The sequence below is a fragment of the Roseovarius sp. 10 genome, assembly GCF_033100315.1.
Classification (GTDB): Bacteria; Pseudomonadota; Alphaproteobacteria; order Rhodobacterales; family Rhodobacteraceae; genus M30B80.
Window position 1 is genome coordinate 241,372 of record NZ_JAWLVH010000003.1, and the last position, 25,262, is coordinate 266,633.

General features: G+C 56.5%; 22 protein-coding genes and 1 riboswitch. Of the genes, 18 read left to right on the forward strand and 4 right to left on the reverse strand.

Annotated elements, in window-relative coordinates; genetic code table 11:
• The first annotated feature begins 199 nt into the window (after positions 1-199).
• Positions 200-634: a MarR family winged helix-turn-helix transcriptional regulator gene (locus RYZ18_RS11630; RefSeq protein ID WP_317657010.1), complete on the forward strand. Its 435-nt coding sequence runs from the start codon at positions 200-202 to the stop codon at positions 632-634.
• On the opposite strand, the gene RYZ18_RS11635 is transcribed toward RYZ18_RS11630, so the two are convergent.
• Positions 631-1,437 carry an alpha/beta hydrolase gene (locus RYZ18_RS11635; RefSeq protein WP_317657012.1) on the reverse strand — a complete coding sequence of 269 codons (807 nt, stop codon included), beginning with the start codon at positions 1,435-1,437 and terminating at the stop codon, positions 631-633. The two genes, RYZ18_RS11630 and RYZ18_RS11635, sit on opposite strands and share 4 nt — an antisense overlap.
• Positions 1,438-1,618: 181 nt before the next feature.
• Between RYZ18_RS11635 and RYZ18_RS11640 the strand changes: the two genes are divergently transcribed.
• From RYZ18_RS11640 to RYZ18_RS11715, 16 genes are all read left to right on the forward strand, one after another.
• Positions 1,619-2,566: a metal ABC transporter solute-binding protein, Zn/Mn family gene (locus RYZ18_RS11640; RefSeq protein WP_411567115.1), complete on the forward strand. Its 948-nt coding sequence runs from the start codon at positions 1,619-1,621 to the stop codon at positions 2,564-2,566.
• A gap of 16 nt (positions 2,567-2,582) precedes the next feature.
• A complete protein-coding gene (locus RYZ18_RS11645) occupies positions 2,583-3,374 on the forward strand; it encodes a metal ABC transporter ATP-binding protein (RefSeq protein WP_317657014.1) in 792 nt (263 codons plus the stop codon).
• Positions 3,375-3,385: 11 nt separating this feature from the next.
• Positions 3,386-4,564: a metal ABC transporter permease gene (locus RYZ18_RS11650; protein ID WP_411567116.1), complete on the forward strand. Its 1,179-nt coding sequence runs from the start codon at positions 3,386-3,388 to the stop codon at positions 4,562-4,564.
• Entirely contained in the window at positions 4,561-5,478 is a 918-nt protein-coding gene (locus RYZ18_RS11655) for a metal ABC transporter permease (RefSeq protein ID WP_317657016.1), read from the forward strand. Before RYZ18_RS11650 ends, RYZ18_RS11655 begins: the two co-directional genes overlap by 4 nt.
• A 73-nt stretch (positions 5,479-5,551) precedes the next feature.
• Positions 5,552-5,753: riboswitch (cobalamin riboswitch) on the forward strand.
• A gap of 142 nt (positions 5,754-5,895) precedes the next feature.
• Positions 5,896-7,722, forward strand: a complete 1,827-nt coding sequence (locus tag RYZ18_RS11660; RefSeq protein ID WP_317657018.1) for a TonB-dependent receptor plug domain-containing protein — start codon at positions 5,896-5,898, stop codon at positions 7,720-7,722.
• Between the two features lie 28 nt (positions 7,723-7,750).
• A complete protein-coding gene (locus RYZ18_RS11665; RefSeq protein WP_317657020.1) occupies positions 7,751-8,530 on the forward strand; it encodes an ABC transporter substrate-binding protein in 780 nt (259 codons plus the stop codon).
• A gap of 5 nt (positions 8,531-8,535) precedes the next feature.
• On the forward strand, positions 8,536-9,525 hold the full coding sequence (locus RYZ18_RS11670) for a FecCD family ABC transporter permease (RefSeq protein ID WP_411567123.1): 990 nt from the start codon (positions 8,536-8,538) through the stop codon (positions 9,523-9,525).
• On the forward strand, positions 9,522-10,286 hold the full coding sequence (locus tag RYZ18_RS11675) for an ABC transporter ATP-binding protein (RefSeq protein WP_317657023.1): 765 nt from the start codon (positions 9,522-9,524) through the stop codon (positions 10,284-10,286). Before RYZ18_RS11670 ends, RYZ18_RS11675 begins: the two co-directional genes overlap by 4 nt.
• The gene (locus RYZ18_RS11680) at positions 10,283-10,954 is read left to right on the forward strand and encodes an adenosylcobinamide amidohydrolase (RefSeq protein WP_317657024.1); all 672 of its coding nucleotides are present in this window, start codon (positions 10,283-10,285) and stop codon (positions 10,952-10,954) included. Before RYZ18_RS11675 ends, RYZ18_RS11680 begins: the two co-directional genes overlap by 4 nt.
• Positions 10,951-11,565, forward strand: coding sequence for a MotA/TolQ/ExbB proton channel family protein (locus RYZ18_RS11685; RefSeq protein WP_317657025.1), 615 nt, complete (start codon positions 10,951-10,953; stop codon positions 11,563-11,565). Before RYZ18_RS11680 ends, RYZ18_RS11685 begins: the two co-directional genes overlap by 4 nt.
• Positions 11,562-11,969: an ExbD/TolR family protein gene (locus RYZ18_RS11690; protein ID WP_317657026.1), complete on the forward strand. Its 408-nt coding sequence runs from the start codon at positions 11,562-11,564 to the stop codon at positions 11,967-11,969. Before RYZ18_RS11685 ends, RYZ18_RS11690 begins: the two co-directional genes overlap by 4 nt.
• Positions 11,966-12,391, forward strand: a complete 426-nt coding sequence (locus RYZ18_RS11695) for an ExbD/TolR family protein (protein WP_317657028.1) — start codon at positions 11,966-11,968, stop codon at positions 12,389-12,391. Before RYZ18_RS11690 ends, RYZ18_RS11695 begins: the two co-directional genes overlap by 4 nt.
• Positions 12,388-13,140 (forward strand): TonB family protein, encoded by a 753-nt coding sequence (locus RYZ18_RS11700; protein ID WP_317657029.1) that lies wholly within the window; start codon positions 12,388-12,390, stop codon positions 13,138-13,140. Before RYZ18_RS11695 ends, RYZ18_RS11700 begins: the two co-directional genes overlap by 4 nt.
• A 64-nt stretch (positions 13,141-13,204) precedes the next feature.
• On the forward strand, positions 13,205-13,873 hold the full coding sequence (locus RYZ18_RS11705; RefSeq protein ID WP_317657030.1) for an ABC transporter ATP-binding protein: 669 nt from the start codon (positions 13,205-13,207) through the stop codon (positions 13,871-13,873).
• A complete protein-coding gene (locus tag RYZ18_RS11710; RefSeq protein ID WP_317657032.1) occupies positions 13,870-16,320 on the forward strand; it encodes an ABC transporter permease in 2,451 nt (816 codons plus the stop codon). Before RYZ18_RS11705 ends, RYZ18_RS11710 begins: the two co-directional genes overlap by 4 nt.
• Entirely contained in the window at positions 16,310-17,386 is a 1,077-nt protein-coding gene (locus RYZ18_RS11715) for a lipocalin-like domain-containing protein (RefSeq protein ID WP_317657033.1), read from the forward strand. The genes RYZ18_RS11710 and RYZ18_RS11715 overlap by 11 nt, the downstream gene beginning before the upstream one ends.
• On the opposite strand, the gene RYZ18_RS11720 is transcribed toward RYZ18_RS11715, so the two are convergent.
• Positions 17,383-18,888 (reverse strand): alpha/beta fold hydrolase, encoded by a 1,506-nt coding sequence (locus RYZ18_RS11720; protein ID WP_317657034.1) that lies wholly within the window; start codon positions 18,886-18,888, stop codon positions 17,383-17,385. The genes RYZ18_RS11715 and RYZ18_RS11720 overlap by 4 nt on opposite strands.
• 150 nt (positions 18,889-19,038) lie before the next feature.
• Between RYZ18_RS11720 and serB the strand changes: the two genes are divergently transcribed.
• Entirely contained in the window at positions 19,039-19,914 is an 876-nt protein-coding gene (serB, locus tag RYZ18_RS11725) for a phosphoserine phosphatase SerB (RefSeq protein WP_317657035.1), read from the forward strand.
• Between the two features lie 42 nt (positions 19,915-19,956).
• On the opposite strand, the gene gltB is transcribed toward serB, so the two are convergent.
• Complete coding sequence (gene gltB, locus RYZ18_RS11730) at positions 19,957-24,495, reverse strand: glutamate synthase large subunit (RefSeq protein ID WP_317657036.1); 4,539 nt, start codon at positions 24,493-24,495, stop codon at positions 19,957-19,959.
• A gap of 58 nt (positions 24,496-24,553) precedes the next feature.
• The gene (locus RYZ18_RS11735) at positions 24,554-25,261 is read right to left on the reverse strand and encodes a hypothetical protein (RefSeq protein WP_317657037.1); all 708 of its coding nucleotides are present in this window, start codon (positions 25,259-25,261) and stop codon (positions 24,554-24,556) included.
• Position 25,262: the final 1 nt, after the last annotated feature.

The following is a 25,262-nucleotide window of genomic DNA, read 5'->3' on the forward strand; positions in this document are numbered from 1 at the left end:
TAAATCAAAAGAGTCGCAGTTGATGACTGGCTCAAACGGCCAAAGGCGGAGATGCGCAGCGCAAAAATAAACAAGTAACCCAATGTCTTTAAATTGTGACAATCATATGTCAGATTTAATTTACAGGTTTTCCTTGCGCCAACGGGGTATTTCGCGCTAAAGATGAGTGGTAAATGCTTATTCACGCCTTGGGTGCAAAGTGGAAGATTTCTCACAAACACGCCAGTTCAGCCTCAAGGATTTTGTGCCTTTTCAAATGGCTGTCATCGCAAGCGCCCTGTTTCAGAACCTGATGCGGGATGCAGATTTACAGGTTCCAGAATGGCGCATCATGATGGCTTTGCCTGAGAATCAACCCTGTTCCTCGCATGATCTGTGCATTTTGACCGCGATGGATGCCGCACGGGTCAGCCGCGCACAGCGCCGCCTCGAAGATCTCGATATGATCAATGTTTCGACCGATGCAGTGGATCGCCGCCGTTTGGTGGTGCGCCTGTCCGAAAAAGGGAATGAGGAAATCCGCCGCCTTCAAGCCGCCGCTCTAGAAGCGGAAACCGATCTTCTAGACCGCCTCGGCCCAGATGAACGCGCCCAATTGCGCACAGTCGTCTCTGATCTTTACGCGCGCGGCTAATCAGCCAAGATTTGCTGCAACAGCCGCCCGTCTGGCCGCTCCAATTCCTCGATCACATCGAAGTGATGCAAGCCCGCTAGATGCATCGCTTCAATTTCAACACCAGCGCCATACCAAATATTCGCCAAAAGATCATTTTGACGGATGAATTCGGGCCGCTCATCGCCCCCCACGGCGGCAACGAATCGCGCGGTCTTTCGCGGCAGCAACAATGCGGGGCTTTCCCGCATGGCTTCCTCTAAGGTCAAACGCAGGTCTTGGTTGATTTCTGTGTTCAGCAAAGGCCGTAAATCATGCACGCCCGAGATTGACATCACCTGAACCACGCGAGAGGCGACCGCGTCAGGCAAAACGCCTTCGCACATCATGCGAGTGGCTAAATGCCCGCCTGCCGAATGGCCCGTGATTCGGATTGGCCCTTCCACCAAACCCGCCGCATGGCAAACAGCGCGCATCATTTCATCGGTGATTTGAGCAATCCGCGCCTCGGGTGCGAGTGTGTATGACGGCAGGGCCACGGCTTGCCCCGCGTCTCGCAGGGCGCGGGCCAAATGGCTAAATTCGCGCGGCGAGAACCGCCGCCAATAGCCACCGTGAATAAAAATAGTCAGACCTTTGGGCGCGCCATCAGGCATGAATAGATCAAAATACTGGCGCGGGCCTGTCCCATAGTGATGCGTGACCGGCGGATGGGTCGCGCGAAAACTGGCTGCGGCTTCTGTCCAACGTGTGATGAACCCATCTGCATCGGGGATATAGGCCCCGTTTTGATAGGCATCATCGAAATCTGTAATCTTAACCATGGCCGCCTCGTCTGCGTGAATTCGCCTCACTTTTGCACAGGATAAGAAATTGGCAAGGGCAAGCACTAGTTGCGAGTCATTCGCAACTTCTTGACTTTTTGCGAATGATTATCAATATCATCTTTGTGGCGGCAATGATGGCCCGCAAGGGCCTATGTCTTTCGATATTGGAGAAGCTTTCATGCGTTTCCTACGCATTTTGACAGTGATGCTGCTGCCCGTTCTGGCCGCACCCGCCCTTGCGCAATCTGCACCCATCAAAGTGGTCGCTACCACAGGGATGATCGCAGATGCCGCCAGTCAGATCGGGGGGGATTTGATCGAATTAAAGACCCTCATGGGTGCGGGCGTTGATCCGCATTCTTTTCGGCAAACCCGTTCGGATATTCTGGCATTAATGAATGCGGATCTAATCCTATGGAATGGGCTTTATCTTGAGGCGCAACTTGAGCCGCTCCTGCTTGATCTTGGGCAATCCCGCACTGTTGTCGCGGTGGCAGAGGCTATCCCACAAGACAGATTGCGCAGTCATCCAGAGTATGAGGATCGATTTGACCCCCATGTCTGGATGGATCCGACCCTATGGCGCACAGTTGTTTTAGCCGTGCGCAATGCATTGAGTGCGTCATATCCCGAAGGCGCTGCCATTTTCGAAGCGAATGCCGCACAGCATTTGGCCGAAATTGATCGCCTAGCCGCCTATGCCCAAAGCAGCCTCTCAAGCGTTCCCGAAGCAGCACGGGTTCTGGTCACAGCCCATGATGCCTTTGGCTATTTTGGCCGCGCTTTTGATTTCGAGGTTTTGGGCATCCAAGGCATCTCGACCGCATCAGAAGCAGGGCTTTTGCAAATCTCAACCTTGGTCGACACGCTGGTGGCGCGCCAAATTGGGGCCATCTTTGTTGAAAGCTCTGTATCTGACCGCAATATTCGCGCCCTCCAAGAAGGTGCGGCTGCCCAAGGTCACGCGGTCGCCATCGGGGGCGAGCTTTTTTCAGACGCGATGGGGCCAGAAGGCAGCTATGAAGGCACCTATATCGGGATGTTGGATCATAACATCACCACCATCACCCGCGCCCTTGGGGGCACAGCCCCTGAAGGTGGGATGAATGGCGCGTTAACCCCTTAGCGGCAAGGAATTGGCCATGTTACGGCTTCATCAGAACGACCAACCCCTCGATCCGCAAAGCCCGCTGGCCATACGCGGCCTCAGCGTCAGCTATGGGGAAAAGCCCGCGCTTTTCTCGGTCGATCTTACGGTGGCGCCCCGCTCAATGACGGCCATCATCGGGCCAAATGGCGCGGGCAAATCGACCTTACTTAAAGCGGCGCTGGGGGTCGTTCCGCGTCTCTCGGGGCAAGTATCGATTTTCGGACGCGCTCTGGCCTCTGAACGCCACCGCATTGCCTATGTGCCACAGCGCGCCAGTGTCGATTGGGATTTTCCTGCGAGTGTGCGCGATGTGGTCTTGATGGGCCTCTATGGGAAAATAGGGCTTCTGCGCCGTATCAGCCGTGACGATCAGGCCATAGCCGAGGATGCTTTGGCACGGGTCGGGATGCAGGACTTTGCCCATCGTCAAATCGGCCAGTTGTCAGGTGGACAGCAACAGCGGGTCTTTCTGGCCCGCGCCTTGGCCCAGAATGCTGATCTTTACCTTTTGGACGAGCCTTTTGCAGGCGTAGATGCAGCGACCGAAGCGGCCATCATTGCCGTTCTCAAAAAGCTGAAAGATGAGGGAAAAACGGTTGTTGCGGTGCATCATGATCTTTCAACTGTAACCGCATATTTTGACCATGTCGCGATGATCAACACACGCCTCATTGCAGAAGGGCCTGTGGCCCAAGCCTTTACCACCGCACATTTGCAAGAGGCCTATGGCGGGCGATTGGCGACAGCGCAAATCGATCGATTGCGGGAAGCGGGTCACTATTAGACATGGGTATCATGGCCTTCACACTGACCTATAATGTCGCTTTGGTCATGTTTGGCGCAGGCGTTTTGGGCGTTGCCGCAGGGGTGACAGGAACATTTATGTTTCTGCGCAAACGCGCCTTGCTATCGGACGCGATCAGCCACGCCACCCTACCTGGCCTCTGCGGGGGGTTTATGGTGATGGTCGCCTTAGGCGGCACTGGGCGCGCATTAGAGGGCTTATTGCTTGGCTCTGCGATCAGCGCGGCACTTGGCCTATTGGCAGTTAATTTCCTGAAATCCCGAACAAGATTATCCGAGGACGCCGCAATTGGGGCGGTCTTGTCGAGCTTCTTTGGGTTGGGGGTCGTCATGTTGACCCTGATCCAAAACATGAGCGCGGGCCGCCAAGCAGGCTTAGACCAACTTTTACTCGGCTCAACCGCTGCAATGCTGCGTGAAGATGCTGAAATGATTGCAATCGGGGCAGCGTTGGTTTTCATGGTGGGTCTTGTTCTGCATCGGGCGATGACCCTCACGGCGTTCGATGAAAACTTTGCCCGCGCGTTGGGATTGAACGTGCCCCTGATTGATGCGGCGGCCATGGCATTGGTTTTAGCCGTAACCGTTGCGGGGTTGAAAATCGTGGGTCTGATTTTGATCGTTGCCTTGCTGATCATCCCCCCTGTCACCGCGCGTCTCTGGAGCAACCGCGCCGCCTATATCTGGCCCATTGCGGGCGCAATTGGCGGGGCATCGGGCCTGATTGGCGCAGGCCTTTCAAGCCTTGCCCCCGATTTGCCCACTGGCGCCATTATCGTTTTGGTGGCAGCCGGATTTTTTCTCATTTCGCTTTTGGTTGCGCCCGCACGCGGGGTCTTGGCCTCCGCGATGCGGCACCGCAAATTTCAACGCCGCGTGCATCGCAGACAGGGCTTGCTTGCCTTGGCCCAAGGCTATCGCATACTGGAGCCCTATACCCGCAAGCTTCTACAGCGCGAAGGTTATGTGCGTGCCGATGGGGTGATGACCGAACGCGGCCAGTCTGCAGCCATAGCAGCACAGCGCGATGAGGCGCGTCTGGCCTATTTGCGCAGCAAACCCGATTATGCCGAATTTCTGTCGCGCCATGACGGGTTGAGCGACCTATCCCGCGCCTTCACCCGCGATGAGTTAGCCCATATCGACACAAGATTGGAGGACGCGTCATGAGCGGCGCTGAATTCGTGCCCCTTTCGCTTCCGCCGATTCTCATCGGCATTTTGGCGGCAATCGCCTGCGCCCTGCCTGGAAATTTTTTGGTGCTGCGCAAGCAGGCCTTGATTGGCGATGCCATCAGCCATGTGGTTCTGCCAGGGATCGTGCTGGCCTTTTTGGTGACACAAGCCCTAGACGCTTGGGCGATGCTTTTGGGTGCAGGTGCTGCGGCCCTTTTCGCAGTCGTGATGATTGATGTGATCAAACGTGTCTCGCGCATTGAGGTGGGCGCAATCATGGGTGTGGTCTTCACCACCTTATTTGCGCTTGGTGTTTTACTTCTCGAGCAAAGCAGCGCGTCTTCGGTTCATTTGGATGTCGAACACGCTCTGATGGGAAACCTTGAAAGCCTGATCTGGCTTGAGGCGCGGGGATGGGCCTCGCTGCTTGATCCTGTGGCGCTTGCTGGCCTGCCACCAGAACTGCCCCGTCTGGCCCTGACTTTGGTGCTGATTGTGGTGCTTTTAATCATCTTTTGGCGGCCTTTGACCCTATCAACCTTTGATGAAGGCTATGCCGAAAGCCTTGGCTTACCCGTGCGCGCCATTAGTCTTGGCCTTGTGATGGTCGCGGCTTTGGCCGCCGTCACGGCCTTTGATGCCGTGGGCTCTATCATCGTGATCGCAATGTTCATATGCCCCGCCGCCGCCGCACGTTTGATGACGGATCGTTTGCGCAGTCAAATTATGTGGAGCGTGGGTTTTGCCACGCTCTCGGCAAGTTTGGGATATGTTTTGGCGGGATATGGCCCGCTTTGGATCGGCCTCGAGAACTCCGTCAGCGCCGCAGGTATGATTGCGGCAGTTTCGGGATTGATCTTGGCGCTTACCGCCGTGTTCGGCCCAAAACGGCGCGCAGCCACCGCCTAAGCCTAAGACAGTTTGCCGCCGCTTTCCCGAGGCAGACAGTCGCTTTCACCCTTGAGTTGCAGGGCCCCAAAGGTTACACCGATCTCGCTTCGGTCTCAGTGTTGGTGACAACATTGGGTGAAAAGGGAACGCGGTGTAAATCCGCGACTGCCCCCGCAACTGTAAGCGGCGAGTGCGATTGGCATATGCCACTGCGGCCCCAGATGGGCCACGGGAAGGCCCGATCAAACAACGACCCGCGAGTCAGGAGACCTGCCGAGGTGATCACCCTGTCCAAGCGCGGTGGGCGCAGCGGGCAACGGACAATTCCGTAGTGGTGGCACAAATCGCCGTCTGCGGAAGGGCCAACCCTCCAATGACCATTCACTTTTGCGCAAGGCATGTGCCTTGCCACCCATTCGTAATTGGAGAGCAAAAATGCGCCCCTCTTCCACTCTGAGCCTCGCCGCGCTGTGCGCAGGTCTCGCCGCCACACCCTTGGCCGCACAAAATGTATTCACCCTTGATGAACTGGTCTTTTCCGCAAGCCTCACCGATGTCGCGCGGGATCGGACGGGGGTTAGAGTGAGTCGCTTAACCGCGCGCGACTTGGCCAATGGAGGTCGTCTGCAATTCTCTGAATTTCTCGAAACGCTGGCCGGTGTCAACGTAACGCAATCAGGCCCCATCGGAACCAGCGCAACCCTCCGCATTCGTGGTTTGGACAGCAAATATATCCCTGTCCGGATCAATGGAATTGACGTGACAGATCCGTCCTCAACGCAGACGCAATTTGACTTTGGAAAGTTGACCTCTTCCGGCATCGCCTCGGCTGAGGTTCTCTACGGATCACAGTCTGCAATTCTTGGTTCTGGGGCCATTGGCGGCGCGGTTAACATCACGACAGTCGATGCGCCTGACGAAATTGGCAGCGAAATTGGTTACAATCTTGAGGTGGGCAGCTTCGAAACAATGCGCACAGGTTTGACTTATGGAACCCGATTTGAGCGCGGGTTCTTAGCCGTGAGCCTGAGCAATACAAATACAGAAGGCTATTCAGCCGCAGATGAGAACGCAGGCAACGCGGAGGCGGATGGATTTGAATCGATCGACTTGAGCCTGCGCGGCGAGTATCAGGCGACAGATACTCTAACATTTGGCGCCAGTGTTTTGGCGCAGAATGCCAATTTTGAATTTGACGCATCGGGCGGTGTTGGTGGGGACGCTGCACGTTTCAGCGAGTATGAACTGCTCGCAGCGCGTCTTTTTGCGCTCGCTGATTTTGGCAGCAGCACCCATGAATTTGGAATTGAAGCCTCGCGCACAACCCGCACTGATCCCTCTGCGCCCGCTGGACGGCGCTTCTTGTTTGAGGGGCAGCGCGAGAAGCTAACCTATTTGGGGGTGCAATCGCTAGACAATGGTGACACGATCAGCTTTGGCGCGGAGGCCATGACGGAGCGGTATTTTTCTACCGATAATACAAGCCCCATCCACGCCGATTACGAAAGCAATTCTGTTTTTACAGAATGGCTCACCTCACCCCTGACAGACCTTGATATCTCAATCTCTGCGCGGTTGACCGACAATTCCGACTATGGGTCAAAAACCACTGGTCGCGTTGCGATTGCATGGCAAGCGGGCCCATCAAGCCTTCTGCGCGCCTCCCTTAGCACGGGATTCCGCGCACCTTCATTAAACGAGCTATATGGGCCATTTGGCGCGAACGCCGCCTTGCAGCCAGAAACCAGTCAATCCGCTGAAATCGGATTTGAACACGTGATGGGCAGAGTAACCTTTGAAGCAGGGCTGTTTCAGACCCGCATTACGGATTTGATCCAATATACCACAGGTTATAACCAAGTGCCTGGAACAAGTCGCACCGATGGGTATCAGTTGGGCCTCTCTTACATCTTCCTGAATGATGCAGAAATTGATCTGAATTATACATCCACAGATGCCCGCGCGGCAGATGGCGCAAGGCTCGCCCGCGTGCCGCGCCATGATGTATCGTTGAGCGCGTCCACGCCCTTGGGGCAACGAACCACTGCGGGCCTGTCGCTGCAATCAGTCTCTGATCGCCTTGATACGACAACACCGCTTGAAGACTACACAGTTCTCAACGCTAACCTGACCTATACCTTGGCCAATGGTGCTGATCTGTTCATGCGCATTGATAACCTAACAGATGAGCAATACCAAACCACCCGCGGTTACGGTGCTTCCGACCGCGCATTTTATATCGGGGTTCGTGGCACGTTTTAGGCTCATATCGCTTTGCATGGCGGCGCTGATGGTTACCAGTGCCGCCGATGCCCAAACCGCACCTTTGCGTGTGGTGTCTATGAACCTTTGTACCGATCAACTGGCCATGATGCTTGCCGATGAGGGGCAGTTGATCTCGGTGTCCGATATTGCGACCGATCCCAATATGTCACCTATGGCAGAGGCGGCGCGGGCCTATCCCATCAACCACGGGCAGGCAGAGGAAATCTTCCTCATGCGCCCTGATCTGGTTGTGGCGGGGCGATATTCCGATCCTGTGGTCTTGGATATGCTGCGCCGCCTTGGCATTGCCACAGCGCAGATTGATATTGTCTCCAATCTTGATCAGGTCAGCGACCGCATTCGCGAGATGGGGGAAATTCTTCACCAAACTGCCCGCGCGGGCGAGTTGGCAGATGCATTCGAGGCAGATTTGGCACGATTGCGCGCGGCCCCGACTGGCCCGCGTGCAGCGTTTTACTACCCCAACAGCTATAGCCTTGGCACAGGCACGCTCAGCCATGAAATCATCACGATTGCAGGGTTTCGTCACATTGCCGAAGAAATGGGGCGCAGCCGATCAGGGCGGCTTGATCTGGAATTGTTAACATTGGCGCAGCCCGATCTGATCATCCATGCCGAGCTTTATTCAGGCAACTCCCGTTCCGAAGAGGTCATGTCACATCCCGCCCTCGCCCATCTTGGCGCGATGCGCACGCAATCCAATGCGGATTGGGTCTGTGGCACCCCTGTCGTCCTGCGCGCGATCCAAGATTTGCGCGCCCTTCGCGCGAGGATGGAGGGATGAGCGGGGTGTCGCAAAAACTGCTTTTCACAGGTCTTGGCCTGATGGTGGGGCTTTTGACTTTAGCCTCGCTCTTGATCGGCCCCGCTGGGTTTTCTATTGCCGATAGCCTTGCCGCACTCTTCGACGGCACAGGCGATGCTGTCAGCCTTGTGATGCAAGAAATCCGCCTGCCGCGCGCCTTACTTGCGATCATGGTTGGGATAAGTTTGGGGCTATCAGGGGCGGCCTTGCAGGGCTATCTGCGCAATCCCTTGGCCGAACCTGGATTGATTGGTGTATCCTCTTCGGCCGCATTGGGGGCAGTGGTCACTTTGCAAACGGGTCTGGCCGCACAGGTGATGTTTGCTTTGCCGTTTTTTGGCCTGTTCGGGGCAGGCGTTGCCGTGGTGCTGCTGCTGCTTTTGGCGGGACCACGGGGTGGGTCACTTACCCTTATCCTTGCGGGGATCGCAATCAGCGCGTTAGCTGCGGCCCTGACGTCACTTGTGTTGAACCTGTCGCCAAACCCTTTTGCAACGTCTGAAATCGTCTTTTGGATGTTGGGATCATTGGCAGATCGCAGCTTTTCTCATATCACCATTGCCCTGCCCTTTATGGTGTTGGGGTGGATATTAATCTTGTCCGCGTCACGCGGGTTAGATGCGCTGATCTTGGGCGAAGATGCGGCCGCATCTTTGGGCATCAACCTGACCCGCTTGCGGTGGGTTTTGGTCTTGGGGGTCGCAGCCTGCACAGGGGCGGCGACATCCGTGGTTGGGGCGATTGGATTTGTTGGTCTTGTTGTCCCGCATATCCTTAGGCCATTTGTGGGCGCACGCCCCTCACGGCTTTTGCCCGCATCCGCGCTTGGCGGCGCGGCACTTGTCTTGGCCGCCGATATCGCCGCGCGCATCATCTTACCTGATCGTGACCTAAAATTGGGTGTGGTCATGGCCATCATCGGCGCACCCGTTTTCCTGCATTTGATCTATCGCACAAGGCGGGCCGAGCTATGACCACATCATGTCTCAGCTTGCAGGATTTCACTGTCCATCGCGGGGAATGTCCCGTTGTGGATCAGGTCAGCACTGAATTGCGGGCAGGCGATTTGGTTGGCCTGATTGGCCCCAATGGCGCAGGAAAGACCACCTTGATGCGTGGCGCGCTTGGACTTTTGCCCCATCAAGGCCACTCATCGCTGAGCGCATTGCCCGCCAATGCGCGCGCCCGTGCTGTCGCATGGCTGCCGCAAACCCGCGAAATTGCATGGCCTGTATCAGTGGAAACCTTGGTCATGCTGGGCCGCGTTCCACATTTAGGCGCGGGGCAATCCCCACGGGCCGAAGATCACGCCGCAGTCTCTGACGCCTTGGCCGCAATGGATTTGACGGGGTTTGCCACCCGCCCTGCCACGGCGCTGTCAGGCGGTGAGCAGGCACGCGTGCTTATGGCGCGGGCACTTGCACAAAACTGCCCGCTGATCATGGCCGATGAACCCGTTGCAGGGCTTGATCCGCGTCACCAGATTGCCACGCTGGCGCATCTGCAAAGCCTGACGCAAAGCGGCAAGGCCGCGCTGGTCTCGCTGCATGATCTGGGCCTTGCGGCGCGGTTTTGTGATCGATTGATTCTCATGGATCGCGGCCAAAAAATTGCCGAAGGCCCGCCCGAGGATGTGTTGACCGAAGATCATCTTCGCAGCGTTTTCGGCATCACCGCGCATATCACCCAATCAGAACAGGGCCTGATCTTCCAAGCCTTGGAGGTTGTCGAATGACCGCGACCCTGACTCATCCATGGCTGATTTGGGATCTCGGCAAACCGCATGCCTGTCTCAGCTTTGCCCCCTATCGGGGCGGTTTCGTCTCTGCCCAACAGATTGCGTGGCGCGAGGTGCGCAATGCCGATTTGCCGCCCGATTTTGATGTGATCTCGTGGTTGGAGGGCCAAGTTAATGAGAGACTTGACCACGCGGATCAGGCAATTGCGATGCTAACTTCGCGTGATATCCGCTTTCACCATTTTGACACGGCAGTGGTTGGTCAGACAAAAGTAGAGGCATTGGTGACCCTTGGCCTTTCAAATGCCGAACGCATCGGCCACCGCCGCCTTGCCCGCCCTGAAGAGTATGGCACGATCAACATTGCTGCCCGTCTCAATCAGTGCCTAAGCGAAACCGCGATGATTGAAGCACTGACCATCATGGCCGAGGCGCGCACAGCCGCCGTCATGGAGGCGCGCTATGAGGTCATGGTCAGCGGCGCGCCCGTCATTGCCACAGGAACAGGCACGGATTGCCTGACCTTGGCCTGCGTCCAAGGCGAAGATCGGCACCACGCCTATGCAGGACTGCACACAGAAATCGGTCACGCATTGGGACGCGTGGTTTATGATGCTGTGCGGACAGCCTGCGACACCTATCTCAGCGAAGAGGCAACGGCATGATCGAATTACTTCTCAAAGGCGGCCCAATCCTTATGTTGATTGCAGCGCTTTCTGTGATCAGCCTTGCGGTCATCCTGTGGAAGATCAGTCAGCTTTTGCGCCTTGGCGCGCTTCGCTCAGGGCAAAACACCGATGCGGCAATCTCGCGGTGGTGCGCAGGTGAGGATGTCAGCGCCGTGCTTGCGGCGCGCAGCGGGATGCGCGCAGAATTTGCCCGTGATGCGATCCGCCTGCGCGAAAGCGCCGACTGGGATGAAAGCAGCCGAAAGGAAGAAATTGCCCGCATCGCCCGCGCGCGGCTTCAAGAGATCAGCGCAGGGTTGCGTGCCTTGGAACTGGTTGTGACGATTGCGCCACTATTGGGCCTGTTGGGCACGGTTTTGGGCATGATTGACGCGTTCCAAGCCCTTCAGCTTGAGGGCGGGAATGCCGACCCTGCCACGCTTGCAGGGGGGATTTGGGCCGCCCTTTTAACCACCGCCGCAGGCATGGCCGTGGCGATCCCAGTTGCGATGTGCCTGACATGGTTCGACACCATCCATGACAAAATGCGCCACAGCTTTGAAGATATAGCCACGCGTATTTTTGCAATCAAAGGCCCCGCGGCATGAGGTTAGACTTTCACCAACCCCGCATCGGCAGACGCAAGGCTAGCCTTGCGCCGATGATTGATGTGGTGTTCCTGTTGTTGATTTTTTTCATGCTCGCCGCACAAATGGGCCGCGACAGCACCGTATCTATGCGTCCCGCCACGCCCAACGCAAGCACCACCGTGATTTATGAAGGCCCACCGCGTTTGGTTACACTCGGGGCCGATCATCTAATGCTCAATGGGCAGGTCATAGATGCCGCTGATCTCATCCCCGCATTGCACAACCTGATCCAAGAAGATGGATCAGAAGCCGCACAAAAAATCATTCTGCGTCCTGAGGCGGGTGCAACAGTTCAACAGTTGTTATCCTTGATGGCCGCGTTGCGGGCGGGCGGTTTAGACAATCTTGCGGTGATTGAATGAGACTTATCCCCCCACAAAGCCGCAGCAGACGACACTTGGCCGATCTTGATATGGTGCCGATGATCAATGTCGTCTTTTTGCTTTTGATCTTCTTTCTCACCAGCGCAACCTTACGCGCTAAGCCGCCTGTGGAACTGACCCTGCCCGTGTCACCCTTAGCCGAAGCGTCAGATCCCGCGCGTGATGCGGTGCTGTATATCGCGGCGGATGGTTTGTGGCACTACGGTGCCGAACAGGGCCGCGAGGCAGTGTTGGCGGAACTTCAATCGGCTCTGTTACGGGATGCAGAGACTGAATTTACCCTGAAACTTGCGCTGGATGCCACCTTACCCGCCCAAGATCTGGCGCGCGCTTTGGCGGATTTTTCCGCGATTGGTGTGGGGCGTGTCGACCTCATCACCCGCGCAGGGGGTGCCCCATGATCCGACTTGGCGCGCAAATATTTGGGTTTCTTACCCTATCGCTTGGGCTGCATCTGGGTGCTGCCACTTGGATTGGCGCAGGGGCGCCGCAAAACATGGTCGGGGATGAAGCAGCAGGCGATCACGGGCATGCGCAACTGTCGCTTTCCGCGGCCCCGCAAGATTTGGCGGCCCTTGTTGATCAATGGTCACGGCCGCCCGAACACAGCCAAGTCATACCAGACGTTCCACCGATGGCTGCCCCACTTGCGCCCATGCGCCCAGAAATTGCACCGCTTGCACCGCCAAACCTAACCGAACGCCGTCCTGAATTGGCACCGCAACTGCAAGAGGCGGCACCCGCGCTGGAACCTGAGGTTCCAAACGCGCCAACGCCCACCGCCCCCGCACCGCGCCCTGCAACACGCGCAAGCGGTGGGGCCGAGGCCGCGCCAACCACCACAACCGCCGCCACAAACAGCGAAGATCAGGATGTGATCATGCGCTTGATGTCCCATTGGGGCAGCGGAATTTTACGTCAATTAGAACGCAGCCCTAGCCGCCCACGCGGGCGCGGCGCGGCAACCTTGCGGCTTGTGATTGATGCCGATGGCCGCCTTCATGATGTTCGAATTCTAGCGGGCACGGGCCAAGCTGATTTGGACACAGCCCTCTTGGCTTTTGTGGCAGAGGCAAGCCCATATCCACCCGCCCCAGATGGGATTAGCGCCGCACGATATAATTTCGATCTGCCCTTGCGCCTGCGCTAGCCCGCCGCGCTGTGCAACGGGGCAAAACGGCCTATGTTTTGTCACGACAGCTCACGGGTGAATTATGCTATTAGAACTGCGCAATGTCTCAAAATCCTTTGAGAGCGGTGAAGGTCGGGTCACTGTCTTAAACGACCTGTCCTTACAACTGGGCGCAGGCCAGAGCCTTGCATTGACGGGGGAAAGCGGGGCGGGAAAGTCTACCCTGCTTCACTTGGTGGCAGGTCTAGAACGGCCCGATCACGGCGAAATTCTGATCAAGGGCCAAGATATTACGAAATTGGATGATGGGGGCTTGGCCGCCATTCGGCGTCAGTCGATTGGTCTGGTCTTTCAACAGTTCAACCTGATCCCCGCTTTGACCATTGGTGACAACCTTTCCTTTCAAGCGCGGCTCGCGGGTCGATATGATCGCGATTGGATCGCGCATCTGTCACAAAACCTAGGCTTAGAGACGCTTTTGGCGCGCTATCCAGAGGAGATTTCAGGCGGACAACAACAGCGCGTTGCCGTTGGCCGTGCCTTGGCACTGCGCCCTGACCTTATCCTTGCGGATGAGCCCACGGGAAACCTTGACGAAGAAAATGGCCAAGCGGTGCTGTCACTTTTTTTACGACTGATCGCGGAAAGCGGGGCGGGTCTTTTGATGGTCACCCATTCGGCGCGCATTGCCGCCGCCTGCGAGACGCGCCGACATCTCTCACGCGGGCAGTTGCAGGCATTCGATCCATGAACCGCGCCTTGATCCTGACCACCCTATCGGCACTTTTGGGCCATTGGCGCAGACATCCTTTGCAGGTTTTTGCGCTGATTGCGGGGCTTGCACTGGCAACGGCACTGTGGTCGGGGGTTCAGGCCCTCAACGCTGAAGCGCGCGCAAGCTATGCCCGCGCCGCGAATTTATTGGGACAAGATCAATTTGACCGCATCTTGCGCCAAGATGGCCGCGCTATGGATCAAGCGATCTTTTCCGAATTGCGCCGCGCGGGCTATCTTGTTTCACCGCTTCTTGAGGCACGGCTTGGCTCTGGCCCGAATGCCTTACGTGTGCTTGGGATTGACCCTCTAACCTTGCCAGTCGCAGCACTTCCCGAACGGCTGCAATCTGGCAGCATCCCCGTGACGGATATTCTTCTGGGCGGTCAGGTGTTGATGACATCAGACACGGCATCCCGCGGCCTGCCCCCTGATTTGACCGAACACGCGCGCACAATCTTGGCCAATGCCAGCTATGATGACACGCTCGCAACGGGCTTGGTCATCGGCGACATCGCAACAATCGCACAGCTTGTGGGTGAGATAGGGCCAACCGCGTTAATTGTCTCAGCACCCCAGCCTTTTGGACTTGCGCCGATTGACACTTGGCTTGCCTCACGCGGTGACTTGATCCTTCAGCAGGCAGAAACCAGCAATGATCTGGCACGGCTGACAGATAGCTTTCATCTCAACCTAACGGCCTTTGGCTTTCTTGCCTTTGCCGTGGGTTTGTTCATCACCCACGCCACCATTGGTCTGGCCTTTGAGCAACGCCGCACAAGCCTGCGGGCCTTGCGCGCGCTTGGCGTGCCATTGGGTGGGTTGATTGTGCTTTTGGCTGCGGAAATTGGGATTTTCGCACTTGTTTCAGGCATCCTTGGTCTTGGTTTAGGATATGGTTTGGCCGCAACTCTTTTGCCAGAGGTTTCCGCAAGCCTTCGGGGGCTATACGGCGCCGATATCGGCGCAGTGTTACAATTTGATCCGATGTGGGCCGTTGCTGCCCTAGCCATGTCCGTGATCGGGGCCGCGATTGCGGGGGCATCTGCGCTTTGGCGGGTGGCGCGCTTGCCGATCTTGCGATCAGCGACACCGAATTCATGGGCGCAAACCAGTGCCGCCTTACGCCTTATCCAAGCCCTTTTAGGCCTAGGCCTTTTGGCCCTGTCTGGCCTTGTTGTGATCTTTGGCAGCGGCCTGATGATGGGTTTTATCGGTTTGGCTGCGCTCTTATTGGGGGGCGCATTGGTTTTGCCCTTTGGCCTATCGGTGCTTTTGGCGGGCATCGCAACACGGGTCAGGGCCCCGTTTATGCACTGGGCCTTAGCTGATATGCGTCTGTCTTTGCCTGCCTTATCCCTATCTTTGATGGCGCTTTTATTGGCGCTTTCAACGAATATTGGCGTATCCACCATGGTTGGCTCGTTTCGAGCAACCTTTACAGGCTGGTTGGATCAACGGCTTGCGTCCGAGCTGTATTTGACCACCGCTTCCCCCGAACAAGCGGCGCGTGTCACCGACTATCTTACACCGCGTGTTGACGCGATTTTGCCCTTCGCCCTAGTAGACACGCGATTTGGTGGATTGCCCGCCGAATTGCATGGGCTGGTGGATCACGCCACATATCGGGATCACTGGCCATTTCTCGAGGCCCTGCCTGACGCGTGGTCACAGATGGCCGAAGGTCAAGCTGTTGTGATCAACGAACAACTCGCCCGCCGCGAAAGGTTGGAACTGGGTCAAGATTTTAATGTAACCCCAAGCCTCACCCTGCCAATCCTTGGGATTTATTCAGATTATGGAAACCCCGAGGGGCAGGCGATCATTGGACTTGATCTGTTTAAGACGCTCTTCCCCGAATCCCCGCCTTTGCGCTTTGCGCTGCGCACTGATCCTGCAACGGTCACAGATTTAGCGGCTGACATCACAGAGGCTACAGGCCTCTCTCCGCAATCCATGATCAATCAAGCGGCGGTGAAAGACATCTCGCTGCGGGTGTTTGAACAAACTTTTCAAGTGACCTACGCGCTGAATGCGCTGACCCTTGGGGTGGCAGGGTTCGCCATGTTCACGAGCCTCTTGACCCTGTCTGAAATGCGTCTTGCGCAAATAGCCCCGATCTGGGCTGCGGGACAGCGGCGGCGGAACCTTGCCTGGGCCGAATTTTTGCGGGTTATCGCCTTTGCCAGCTTCTGCGCCATTTTCGCGCTGCCTTTGGGTCTTGCTTTGGCACATTACCTTTTGGCCATCATCAATGTTGAGGCCTTTGGATGGCGCCTGCCACTGCAAATCTTTCCTGCGGATCTGATCAAACTATGCGTTTTGGCGGCAGCGGCTGCGGCGATTGCCGCCCTATGGCCCGCATGGCAATTGGCGCGTCTCTCACCCCATCGATTGCTTGGACTATTCGCCCATGAACGCTAGGTCGCTACTTGCATTGGTTTTTATATGGATTGCCCCTGTCGCCCATGCTCAGGGTTTCGCGGGGCTTGGCCTCAGCGCCGAAGGATATGCGGCGGTCGATCCGAACCGACCGATCACATTTCCCCAGGATCACACGGCCCACCCCGATTATCGAATCGAGTGGTGGTATCTGACCGCCAATCTAACCGATGCCGCAGGAAACCCGCTTGGGGCGCAATGGACTGTGTTTCGCAATGCAACCCGCCCCGCTGATGGCCAAAGCAATGCCTGGGAAGACGGGCAAATCTGGCTCGGCCATGCCGCTGTTACCCTGCCTGATCAGCATTACCACAGCGAACGCTATGCCCGTGGTGGCACAGGCCAAGCGGGGGCTTTACTAACCGAAAATCTGCTTGAGGTCTGGATTGATGATTGGGGGTTACAGTCTCTAAACACTGCATCAGAGACAGATGCACTTGACCAGATCATTGTCAGCGCGCGCGGCGATACATTCGCATATGACCTCACCCTCACGGCTCATGGCCCGCTCGTGCGCCACGGGGTGAATGGGTTTTCGGTGAAATCGAATGAAGGTCAGGCAAGCTATTACTACTCCCAACCATTTTATCAGGTCAGCGGAACCATCACCTTGCCCGATGGGGCACGGCAAGTGTCAGGACAAGCATGGCTTGATCGCGAATGGTCATCGCAACCATTGGCGGCGGATCAAGCGGGATGGGATTGGGTGTCGCTTCATTTTGAAACGGGTGAAAAGCTCATGGGTTTCTCATTGCGCAGCCGCGATGAAACCCGATTTACCTCGGCCACATGGATCTCGGCAAATGGCCAACCCACCGCTTATGGTGATGGCGCACTCCGCATGACGCCTATTGTGACACATGAGGTGGCAGGGCGGGTTTTGCCTGTCGGGTGGCACATCAGCCTGCCAGAACAGGGTCTAGATATCCGCACGAACGCGCTCAATCCCGATGCATGGATGGGCGGCACAATCCCCTATTGGGAAGGGCCGATTTTTAGCACAGGCAGCCATTTAGGGCGCGGATATTTGGAGATGACGGGGTATTAACCCGCCTGAAACAGCGGGAAGCTGGCTGCCAGCGCCCAAGCCAAAGACAGCCCAAGCGCCAAACCCATGCCAAGAACTGCCGCCTGTCCCCGCCCCAATCGGCCATAGACAAAGCCAAAACTGGCATAAAACAATAGGATCACAGGCAAGATCAGGATCAAAAACAACATCCGATCAAAATCCAATGCGACCGCAAGGCCAAGCGATGCCAAAAAGGCAAAACGCACCAAAATCCGTTTCCATATCGGCGCGCGGGCGGCGGAAATCAGCGCCGCATCCGCAATCATCGCGGGCAATGCGCCGATTAAAATCATCACAAATGGCAGCAGGCGTGCGCCCCCTGCCCAAAAACTGCCGACATAGCGATCAAGATAAAGACCCATAAGACCAAGTGCGACAGCGCCAAACCCGATCCCAATCCACAGGCTGCGCAAAACCCGGCGCGGCGTTGGAAAAATCACCGAACCATGACCTGTGATCAGCAAAATCGCAATCGCAAGCCCCCCATAAAGGGCAAGGTGCAGCGCGAGGTAATCGGCAAGAATGACAGGCAAAAATGGCAGAGATGCCCCCCGTAAAACCACAGGCGTTATCAGCGCGGGCAGAAGCGCGGCCAACCAAAAGGCGCGCGGCGCAATTGGCAAAACCCGCCTTGGTTTGCCGCTAAATCCCAATGTCGCAAGCCCGCCGAGGGCCATCACAATCCCCGCAAACCCGCTCAAAATTATTGCGCCATAGGGTGCGATAGAGGGCGGGCTTGCGCGGGTGATGCCAAATTCTGCATCATACCACGCAATCACCTCGGCAATGGCCGCGCGAGAATAGAGAATGCCGACATGCTCGGTCATCGGCGCAACAAGGGCCGCGCGGGCAAAACCTGTCACATCGCGAATGCGATCACCTTCGCTTGCGCCGATTTGTTGCATCACTGATTGCGCAGCCGCGCGTAATCCTGCCTCCCATTGACCATTGATCATCAGGAGCGAGCGCGGCTCGTCAGGCGTAATCGCCAAGGAAAAGACCGATAATGCAGCGGTGGTCGCAACACGCGGATCCTCTATCGCTTGGCGGATGATGATATCACTGGCCATCGAATGGCCCAAATAGGCCAGCCCGTTTGCCTGCCCGACCGCGTCAATGGCGCGATCCGTGACGCGGGCCAGTTCCTGCATCAAATAACGGGTTGTGCCATCTATCGCGGTGACATCGCCGCGCATCGGTTGGCGATTGCGACCATGCCCCTCAAAATCGAAGCTAAAGGTCACATAACCCGCTTTGGCCAAAGATATTTGGTAGGCCTGCATCAGTTGGCGTGACCCTGCAAAACCATGCGCAATTATAATGACCGGCCCCGTGGATGCAGGGCGCTGCATCCATGTCACTGGGGTGTCACCCCATAGCATCTGCTGCTGCACGATATCTGCGCGATCCCGCTCGAGGACGATCACGGCGCTCAATGCGAGAAGCGCGCCCAGTATCAGGCCAATCACAGCGCGGATCATGCCAAGTCTGCCCCTTACCAAGCCAATCTTTGGCCCAAGCTAACGCAAAATTGCCGCTTGCGCACCCAAAGTGATTGTTGACTGGCCAAGACCAAGGACATTTCCTATATGATCAATGGACTTTCGCCATATCCCCAAAGGGACAAAGCCATGTTTGTTGTCACATTAATCACCAATCCCGCAATCCATTTGGAACCAGAATTGGTGGCAAGCCTCCGCAATGCATTGGGCGGCGGTGATGCTGTGTGGCTGAACCCAAACACAGCGGCAGAATTCACCATTCCGCAAGCGCCCACCAATTTCGAAGACATCTGGGCCAGCCTTCAGGCCGAAGGTGTGGATATGGTTTTGCAACCCCAAGAGGGGCGGCGCAAGAAAATGCTGCTGGCGGATATGGATTCGACCATGATCCGTCAAGAATGCATTGATGAATTGGCCGCCGAGGCGGGTGTTGGCCCGCGCGTGGCCCAGATTACCGCCCGCGCGATGAATGGCGAATTGGATTTCGAAGGCGCGCTTCGCGAACGTGTGAGCCTGCTCAAGGACCTCGATGTCGCGGTGATCAGCCATGTTTTGGAAAAGCGCATTCACCTTATGCCGGGCGGCCCCGTTCTTTTGGCTACTATGAAGGCAAATGGGGCCTATGCCGCGCTTGTATCTGGAGGGTTTACGGCCTTCACGGCGGCCATTGCAGATAGGCTTGGGTTTGACGAACACCGCGCAAACACGCTTTGCGCCGAAGGCGGTCAGCTGACAGGCAAGGTGACTGACCCAATCTTGGGACGCGAGGCCAAAGTGGAGGCCTTGAATGACATCACAGCACGGCTTGGGATTACCCCTGCCGATGTCTTGGCGGTCGGCGATGGCGCAAATGATTTGGGGATGCTGCAACTTGCAGGGGCGGGGGTCGCATTACACGCGAAACCTACAGTGCAAGCGCAAGCCAAGCATCGGATCAATCACGGTGATCTAACGGCGCTTCTTTACATGCAAGGCTACGCCGCAACAGATTTTATCAAGGCCTAAAGTAAAACCGCGCGCAAATCTCTTTGCGCGCGGTTTTTTGGTTTATTCAGCAGGCACAGCCGCCGCTTCAAGGCTGATCGGATGGGGCAGCTTATTGAGCATTTCCTTGGGGCAAACCTGCAAGAAGTTTGCCTTCTCACTCTCCCAATTCTTGAGGATCATATCTGCTTTCTGCGAGGCCGTTTCCGCATGATGGCGGGTGATCAGATCACGCAACTGCTCTTCCCAATGTGCGACTGTGACGGGGCAAGTCACCAATGTCTCAAGGTTCATATTGATCAAAGCCTCACCGCTTGGGTCATAGAGATAGGCCATACCGCCCGTCATACCCGCGCCAAAATTGGCCCCAATTGACCCAAGGATCACGGCAACGCCGCCCGTCATATATTCACACCCGTTCGAGCCACAGCCCTCGACCACGACTTTGGCGCCTGAGTTACGCACCGCAAAGCGCTCACCCGCGCGACCCGCTGCAAAGAGATAGCCATCGGTGGCGCCATAAAGAACAGTGTTGCCGATGATGACGTTTTCAGAGGCCTTCAGAGGGCTGACTTGAGCGGGTTTCACGACAATCGTGCCACCTGACAGGCCCTTACCCACATAGTCATTGGCATCACCCGACACCTCAAGCTTCAATCCAGGCGCGGCAAAGGCCCCTAAGGACTGCCCTGCCGAACCCTCCAATTTCACCGTCAGGTGATTTGGTTGAAGGCTGTTGCGCATCCCGAATTTCTGCACGATGTGGCTAGATGTCCGCGTGCCAATGGTGCGTAGCGTGTTCTGCACAGCGTAAGACAATTGCATCTTTTCGCCATCTTGCAAAAAGCGCGCGGCATCCGCCACGATCTGTGCGTCCAACGTGTCAGGCACAGAGTTGCGCGGCTTATTGCGATCATAAACAATCTTATCCGCCCCATCGACTGTGATCAGCATGGGGTTAAGATCAAGATCATCCAAATGTGCCGAACCACGGCTGACCTGTGTCAACAAATCGGCGCGGCCAATGACGTCATCAAGACTGCGCGCGCCAATCTCTGCCAGAATCTCGCGCACTTCTTGCGCGTAGAAGGTGATCAGATTGACAACCTTATCTGCGTTGCCTGTGAATTTTGCGCGCAGGCTTTCGTCTTGCGTGCAAACGCCCACGGGGCATGTGTTCGACTGGCACTGGCGCACCATGATACATCCCATGGCAATCAACGCAGCCGTGCCGATACCATATTCCTCGGCCCCCATCATGGCTGCCATGACAATGTCACGACCTGTGCGCAGGCCACCATCGGTGCGCAAGGTGATTCGATCGCGCAGGTTGTTCATCGACAAGACCTGATGCGCCTCGGTCAGGCCCATCTCCCATGGCAGACCCGCATATTTGATCGAGGTCGCGGGGCTTGCACCCGTGCCACCATTGTGGCCCGAGATTAGGATGACATCCGCCTTTGCCTTGGCGACACCCGCCGCAATCGTGCCAACGCCCGATGAGGCCACCAATTTCACGGTGACTTTAGCGCGGGGGTTGATCTGCTTGAGGTCATAGATCAGCTGCGCCAAATCTTCGATGGAATAGATATCGTGATGCGGCGGCGGCGAGATCAACGTCACACCCTTGGTCGAGTGACGAAGGCGCGCAATCAAATCTGTCACCTTCATACCAGGCAACTGACCGCCTTCACCCGGCTTGGCGCCTTGTGCGACCTTGATTTCCAACTCCTCGCAATGGTTCAGATATTCCGCAGTAACGCCAAAGCGGCCCGATGCGACCTGTTTGATCTTGGCGCTTGGGTTGTCGCCATTGGGCTCTGGTGTGAAATGTGCGGGATCTTCACCGCCTTCACCACTATCGGATTTCGCGCCAATGCGATTCATCGCCACGTTGAGCGTCTTATGGGCCTCGGGGCTAAGCGCCCCAAGGCTCATGCCTGGCGTGACAAAGCGCTTGCGGATTGAAGTGATGGATTCCACTTCTTCGATCGCGATAGGCTGACCCAAAGGCTTAATGTCCAACAAGTCGCGCAAATGAATGGGCGGGTTGGCGCGCATCTTGGCGGAATATTGTTTCCACAATTCAAACGAGGCTTTGTTGCATGCCATCTGCATCATATGCATCGACTGCGCTTCCCAAGCGTGGGTTTCCCCCGAACGGCGGGATTTATAGAAACCGCCAATTGGAAGGATTCCATCGCCCTGCAACCAACCAAGCGCGTGGACTTCTTCACATTTTTTCTGAAGACCCGAAACGCCAATGCCCGAAATGCGGCTCGTCATGCCGGGGAAATATTCCGCAACCATGGCGCGGCTCAGACCCACAGCCTCGAAGTTCAAACCACCACGATATGAGGAGATCACCGAAATCCCCATTTTGGCCATGATTTTCAACAAGCCTTGGTCAATCGCGTTGCGATAGCGTGCGACCGCTTCGGTCAAAGTGCCCTCCAACAGACCGCGCTCAATGCGATCTGCTAGCGAATCCTCGGCCAAATAGGCGTTCACTGTGGTTGCCCCACAGCCCACCAGAACCGCAAAATAATGCGGGTCAATGCATTCCGCTGATCGGATGTTGAGCGAGCAGAATGTGCGCAAGCCCTTGCGCGTCAGCCACGAATGCACCGCGCTTGTCGCCAAGATCATTGGCATCGCGACTTTGTCTGCGCTTTGGAACCGGTCGGTCAGCACGATATGCGCTGCACCCGAACGCACTGCATCCTCGGCCTCTTGGCGAATGCGCTCTAGCCCATCACGCAAGCCATTTTTATCCGCACCCGCAGCAAAGGTCGCGTCAATCGTCACCACGGCATCGCCAAAATGCTTTACCATCGCGTCAAATTGCGCATTGCCCACGAAAGGACTGTCGAGAACCAAAATCTCTGTCTGGCTGCTATCTTCGTCCAACACATTCTTCAGGTTGCCGAAGCGCGTCTTAAGGCTCATCACCCGATATTCGCGCAAACTGTCAATCGGGGGGTTCGTCACCTGACTGAAATTCTGGCGGAAGAAGTGGCTCAAGGGACGATATTTCTTCGACAAAACCGCGCTTGGCGTATCATCGCCCATAGAGGCCAAGGCCTCTTTGCCATCTTCGGCCATTGGTGCAAGGATATGTTCCAATTCCTCAATCGTGTAGCCCGCAGCCACCTGACGGCGGCGCAGATCTTCGCCTGAGAAAATCGCCGTTTCTGTAAGCCCTTCGGTTTCCTTGGCCAAATCCGTGATCTTGCCGACCCAGTCGCCAAACGGGCGCGCCGCAGCCAAAGCATCCTTGATCTCGGTATCGTGGAATAGCTTTTGCGTTTCCATATCTACCGCAATCATCTGACCAGGCCCAAGCGCGCCTTTTTCGATCACGCGCGCCTCATCAACAGGCACCATGCCCGCCTCGGAACCCGCAATCAGCATCCCATCGCCCGTCACCACATAGCGCATTGGACGCAGACCGTTTCGGTCAAGACCCGCACAAACCCAACGTCCATCGGTCATCGCAAGGGCGGCGGGGCCATCCCATGGCTCCATCACCGAATTGCAATAGGAATACATATCCTGCCATGCCTGCGGCAATTCGCTGGCAGTTTGGCTCCAAGCCTCGGGAACGAGCATGGTTTTTGCCATTGGCGCGTTGCGACCTGCGCGCACCAAAACCTCGAACACAGCGTCCAAAGCGGCAGAGTCAGACGACCCTTGCGGGATGATCGGCTTAATATCTTCGGCCATATCCCCGAAATAGGTGGATGCCATGCGAATCTCATGGCTCTTCATCCAGTTCACATTACCCTTGAGCGTGTTGATTTCGCCATTATGGGCCAACATGCGGAATGGCTGCGCCAACCACCATTGTGGGAATGTGTTGGTTGAATACCGCTGGTGGTAAATCGCGAAGGCGGATTCAAACCGCTCATCCTGAAGGTCGGGATAGAATTCCGACACCTGTTCCGCCAACATCATACCTTTGTAGATGATGGAACGGCAGGAAAGAGAGCACAGATACAGTTGCCCCACGCCTGCGGCCGCAGCAGCTTTTTCAATACGGCGGCGGATGACATAAAGCTCGCGCTCGAATTGTTCGTGATCGATGCCCTTTTCGTTCCGGATCAAGATTTGCTCAATCTCGGGCCGCGTTGCATTGGCCTTTTCACCAAGGCAAGCGGTATCAACAGGCACATGACGCCAGCCGTAAATATAGTGCCCCATCCGCAAAACTTCGGTTTCGACAATCGTGCGGCACCGCTCTTGCGCACCAAAATCCGAACGCGGCAAGAACACCTGACCGACTGCAATCAATTTGTCAGAGGCAGGCTCATGGCCTGTGCGGCGAATTTGATCATAGAAAAACTGCACAGGGATTTGCACATGGATGCCTGCGCCATCGCCTGTCTTTCCATCCGCGTCCACAGCGCCGCGATGCCAAACGGCCTTAAGCGCGTTGATCCCGTTTTCCACCACGCGGCGTGAAGGTTTGCCATCGACAGCAACGACCAAACCCACACCACAAGAGGAATGTTCCTCCTCAAGGGAATACATACCATGCTCGGCCATAAACGCGCGCTTGGCCTCTTCTGCAGCCACCCATTCGGCATCAAACTTGGTCATCACTCATACCTTTCTTTCGGAAGGGGCATCTTCGGGATGCGCGAAACGGGCCGAGGCCCTAGGATAAAACATCACCGCAATCATAAAGCGGCAGTGCATTCAGAAATCCCGCCTCATTGGGACGGGCAAAATCAACGGGGCTTGCGTCATAGGAGATTTCTTCCCCGCTGGGCAGGGTCAGCGTCTCGGTGCCGCCAAAGAACATCCGCAAAGAGGGGCTTACATATTGGTTGCCCACAGTGCTGCGTGCGCCGTCTGGCGTGGTTTCGGTATAGGCAAATTCCGTGCGTGCCAAAACCTCACCGTCAATCTCAACTGTGTCGCCCGTAAGAGCGTCAAAACCGCTGTAATCGCGGGTAAAGGGCGCGTCCCCTTCTGAGACAGACAGCGAAAAGGTGAAACTGTCCCGCCCTGTCTCAAGCAATTCGCTAAGGCTTGCGGGGTCAATTTCAGGTTGGACCAAGCGCGACCGAAGGCCCGTGCGAAGATCAAGCGATTCAAGCCACCGAAACTCTCGATCCGTATGGGATAATGACATGGGCCCATCGACATCTAGGCTGAGGCGCCAATGCTCGCCCGCAGCATCACCTTCACAGGTCCAATAATGCGAGACCATGCATCCGCGGCTTTGAACCGTGAGGAAAGCTTCGCACCCGGCGGGCGGTGTGATTTGCGCCGCTTGCGCCATCGCCGCAACACCAATGACCCCGCCCGCCGATGCGAGAAGGGTCAAGTGACGTGCGATGCTATGCGCAAGACGGGCCATA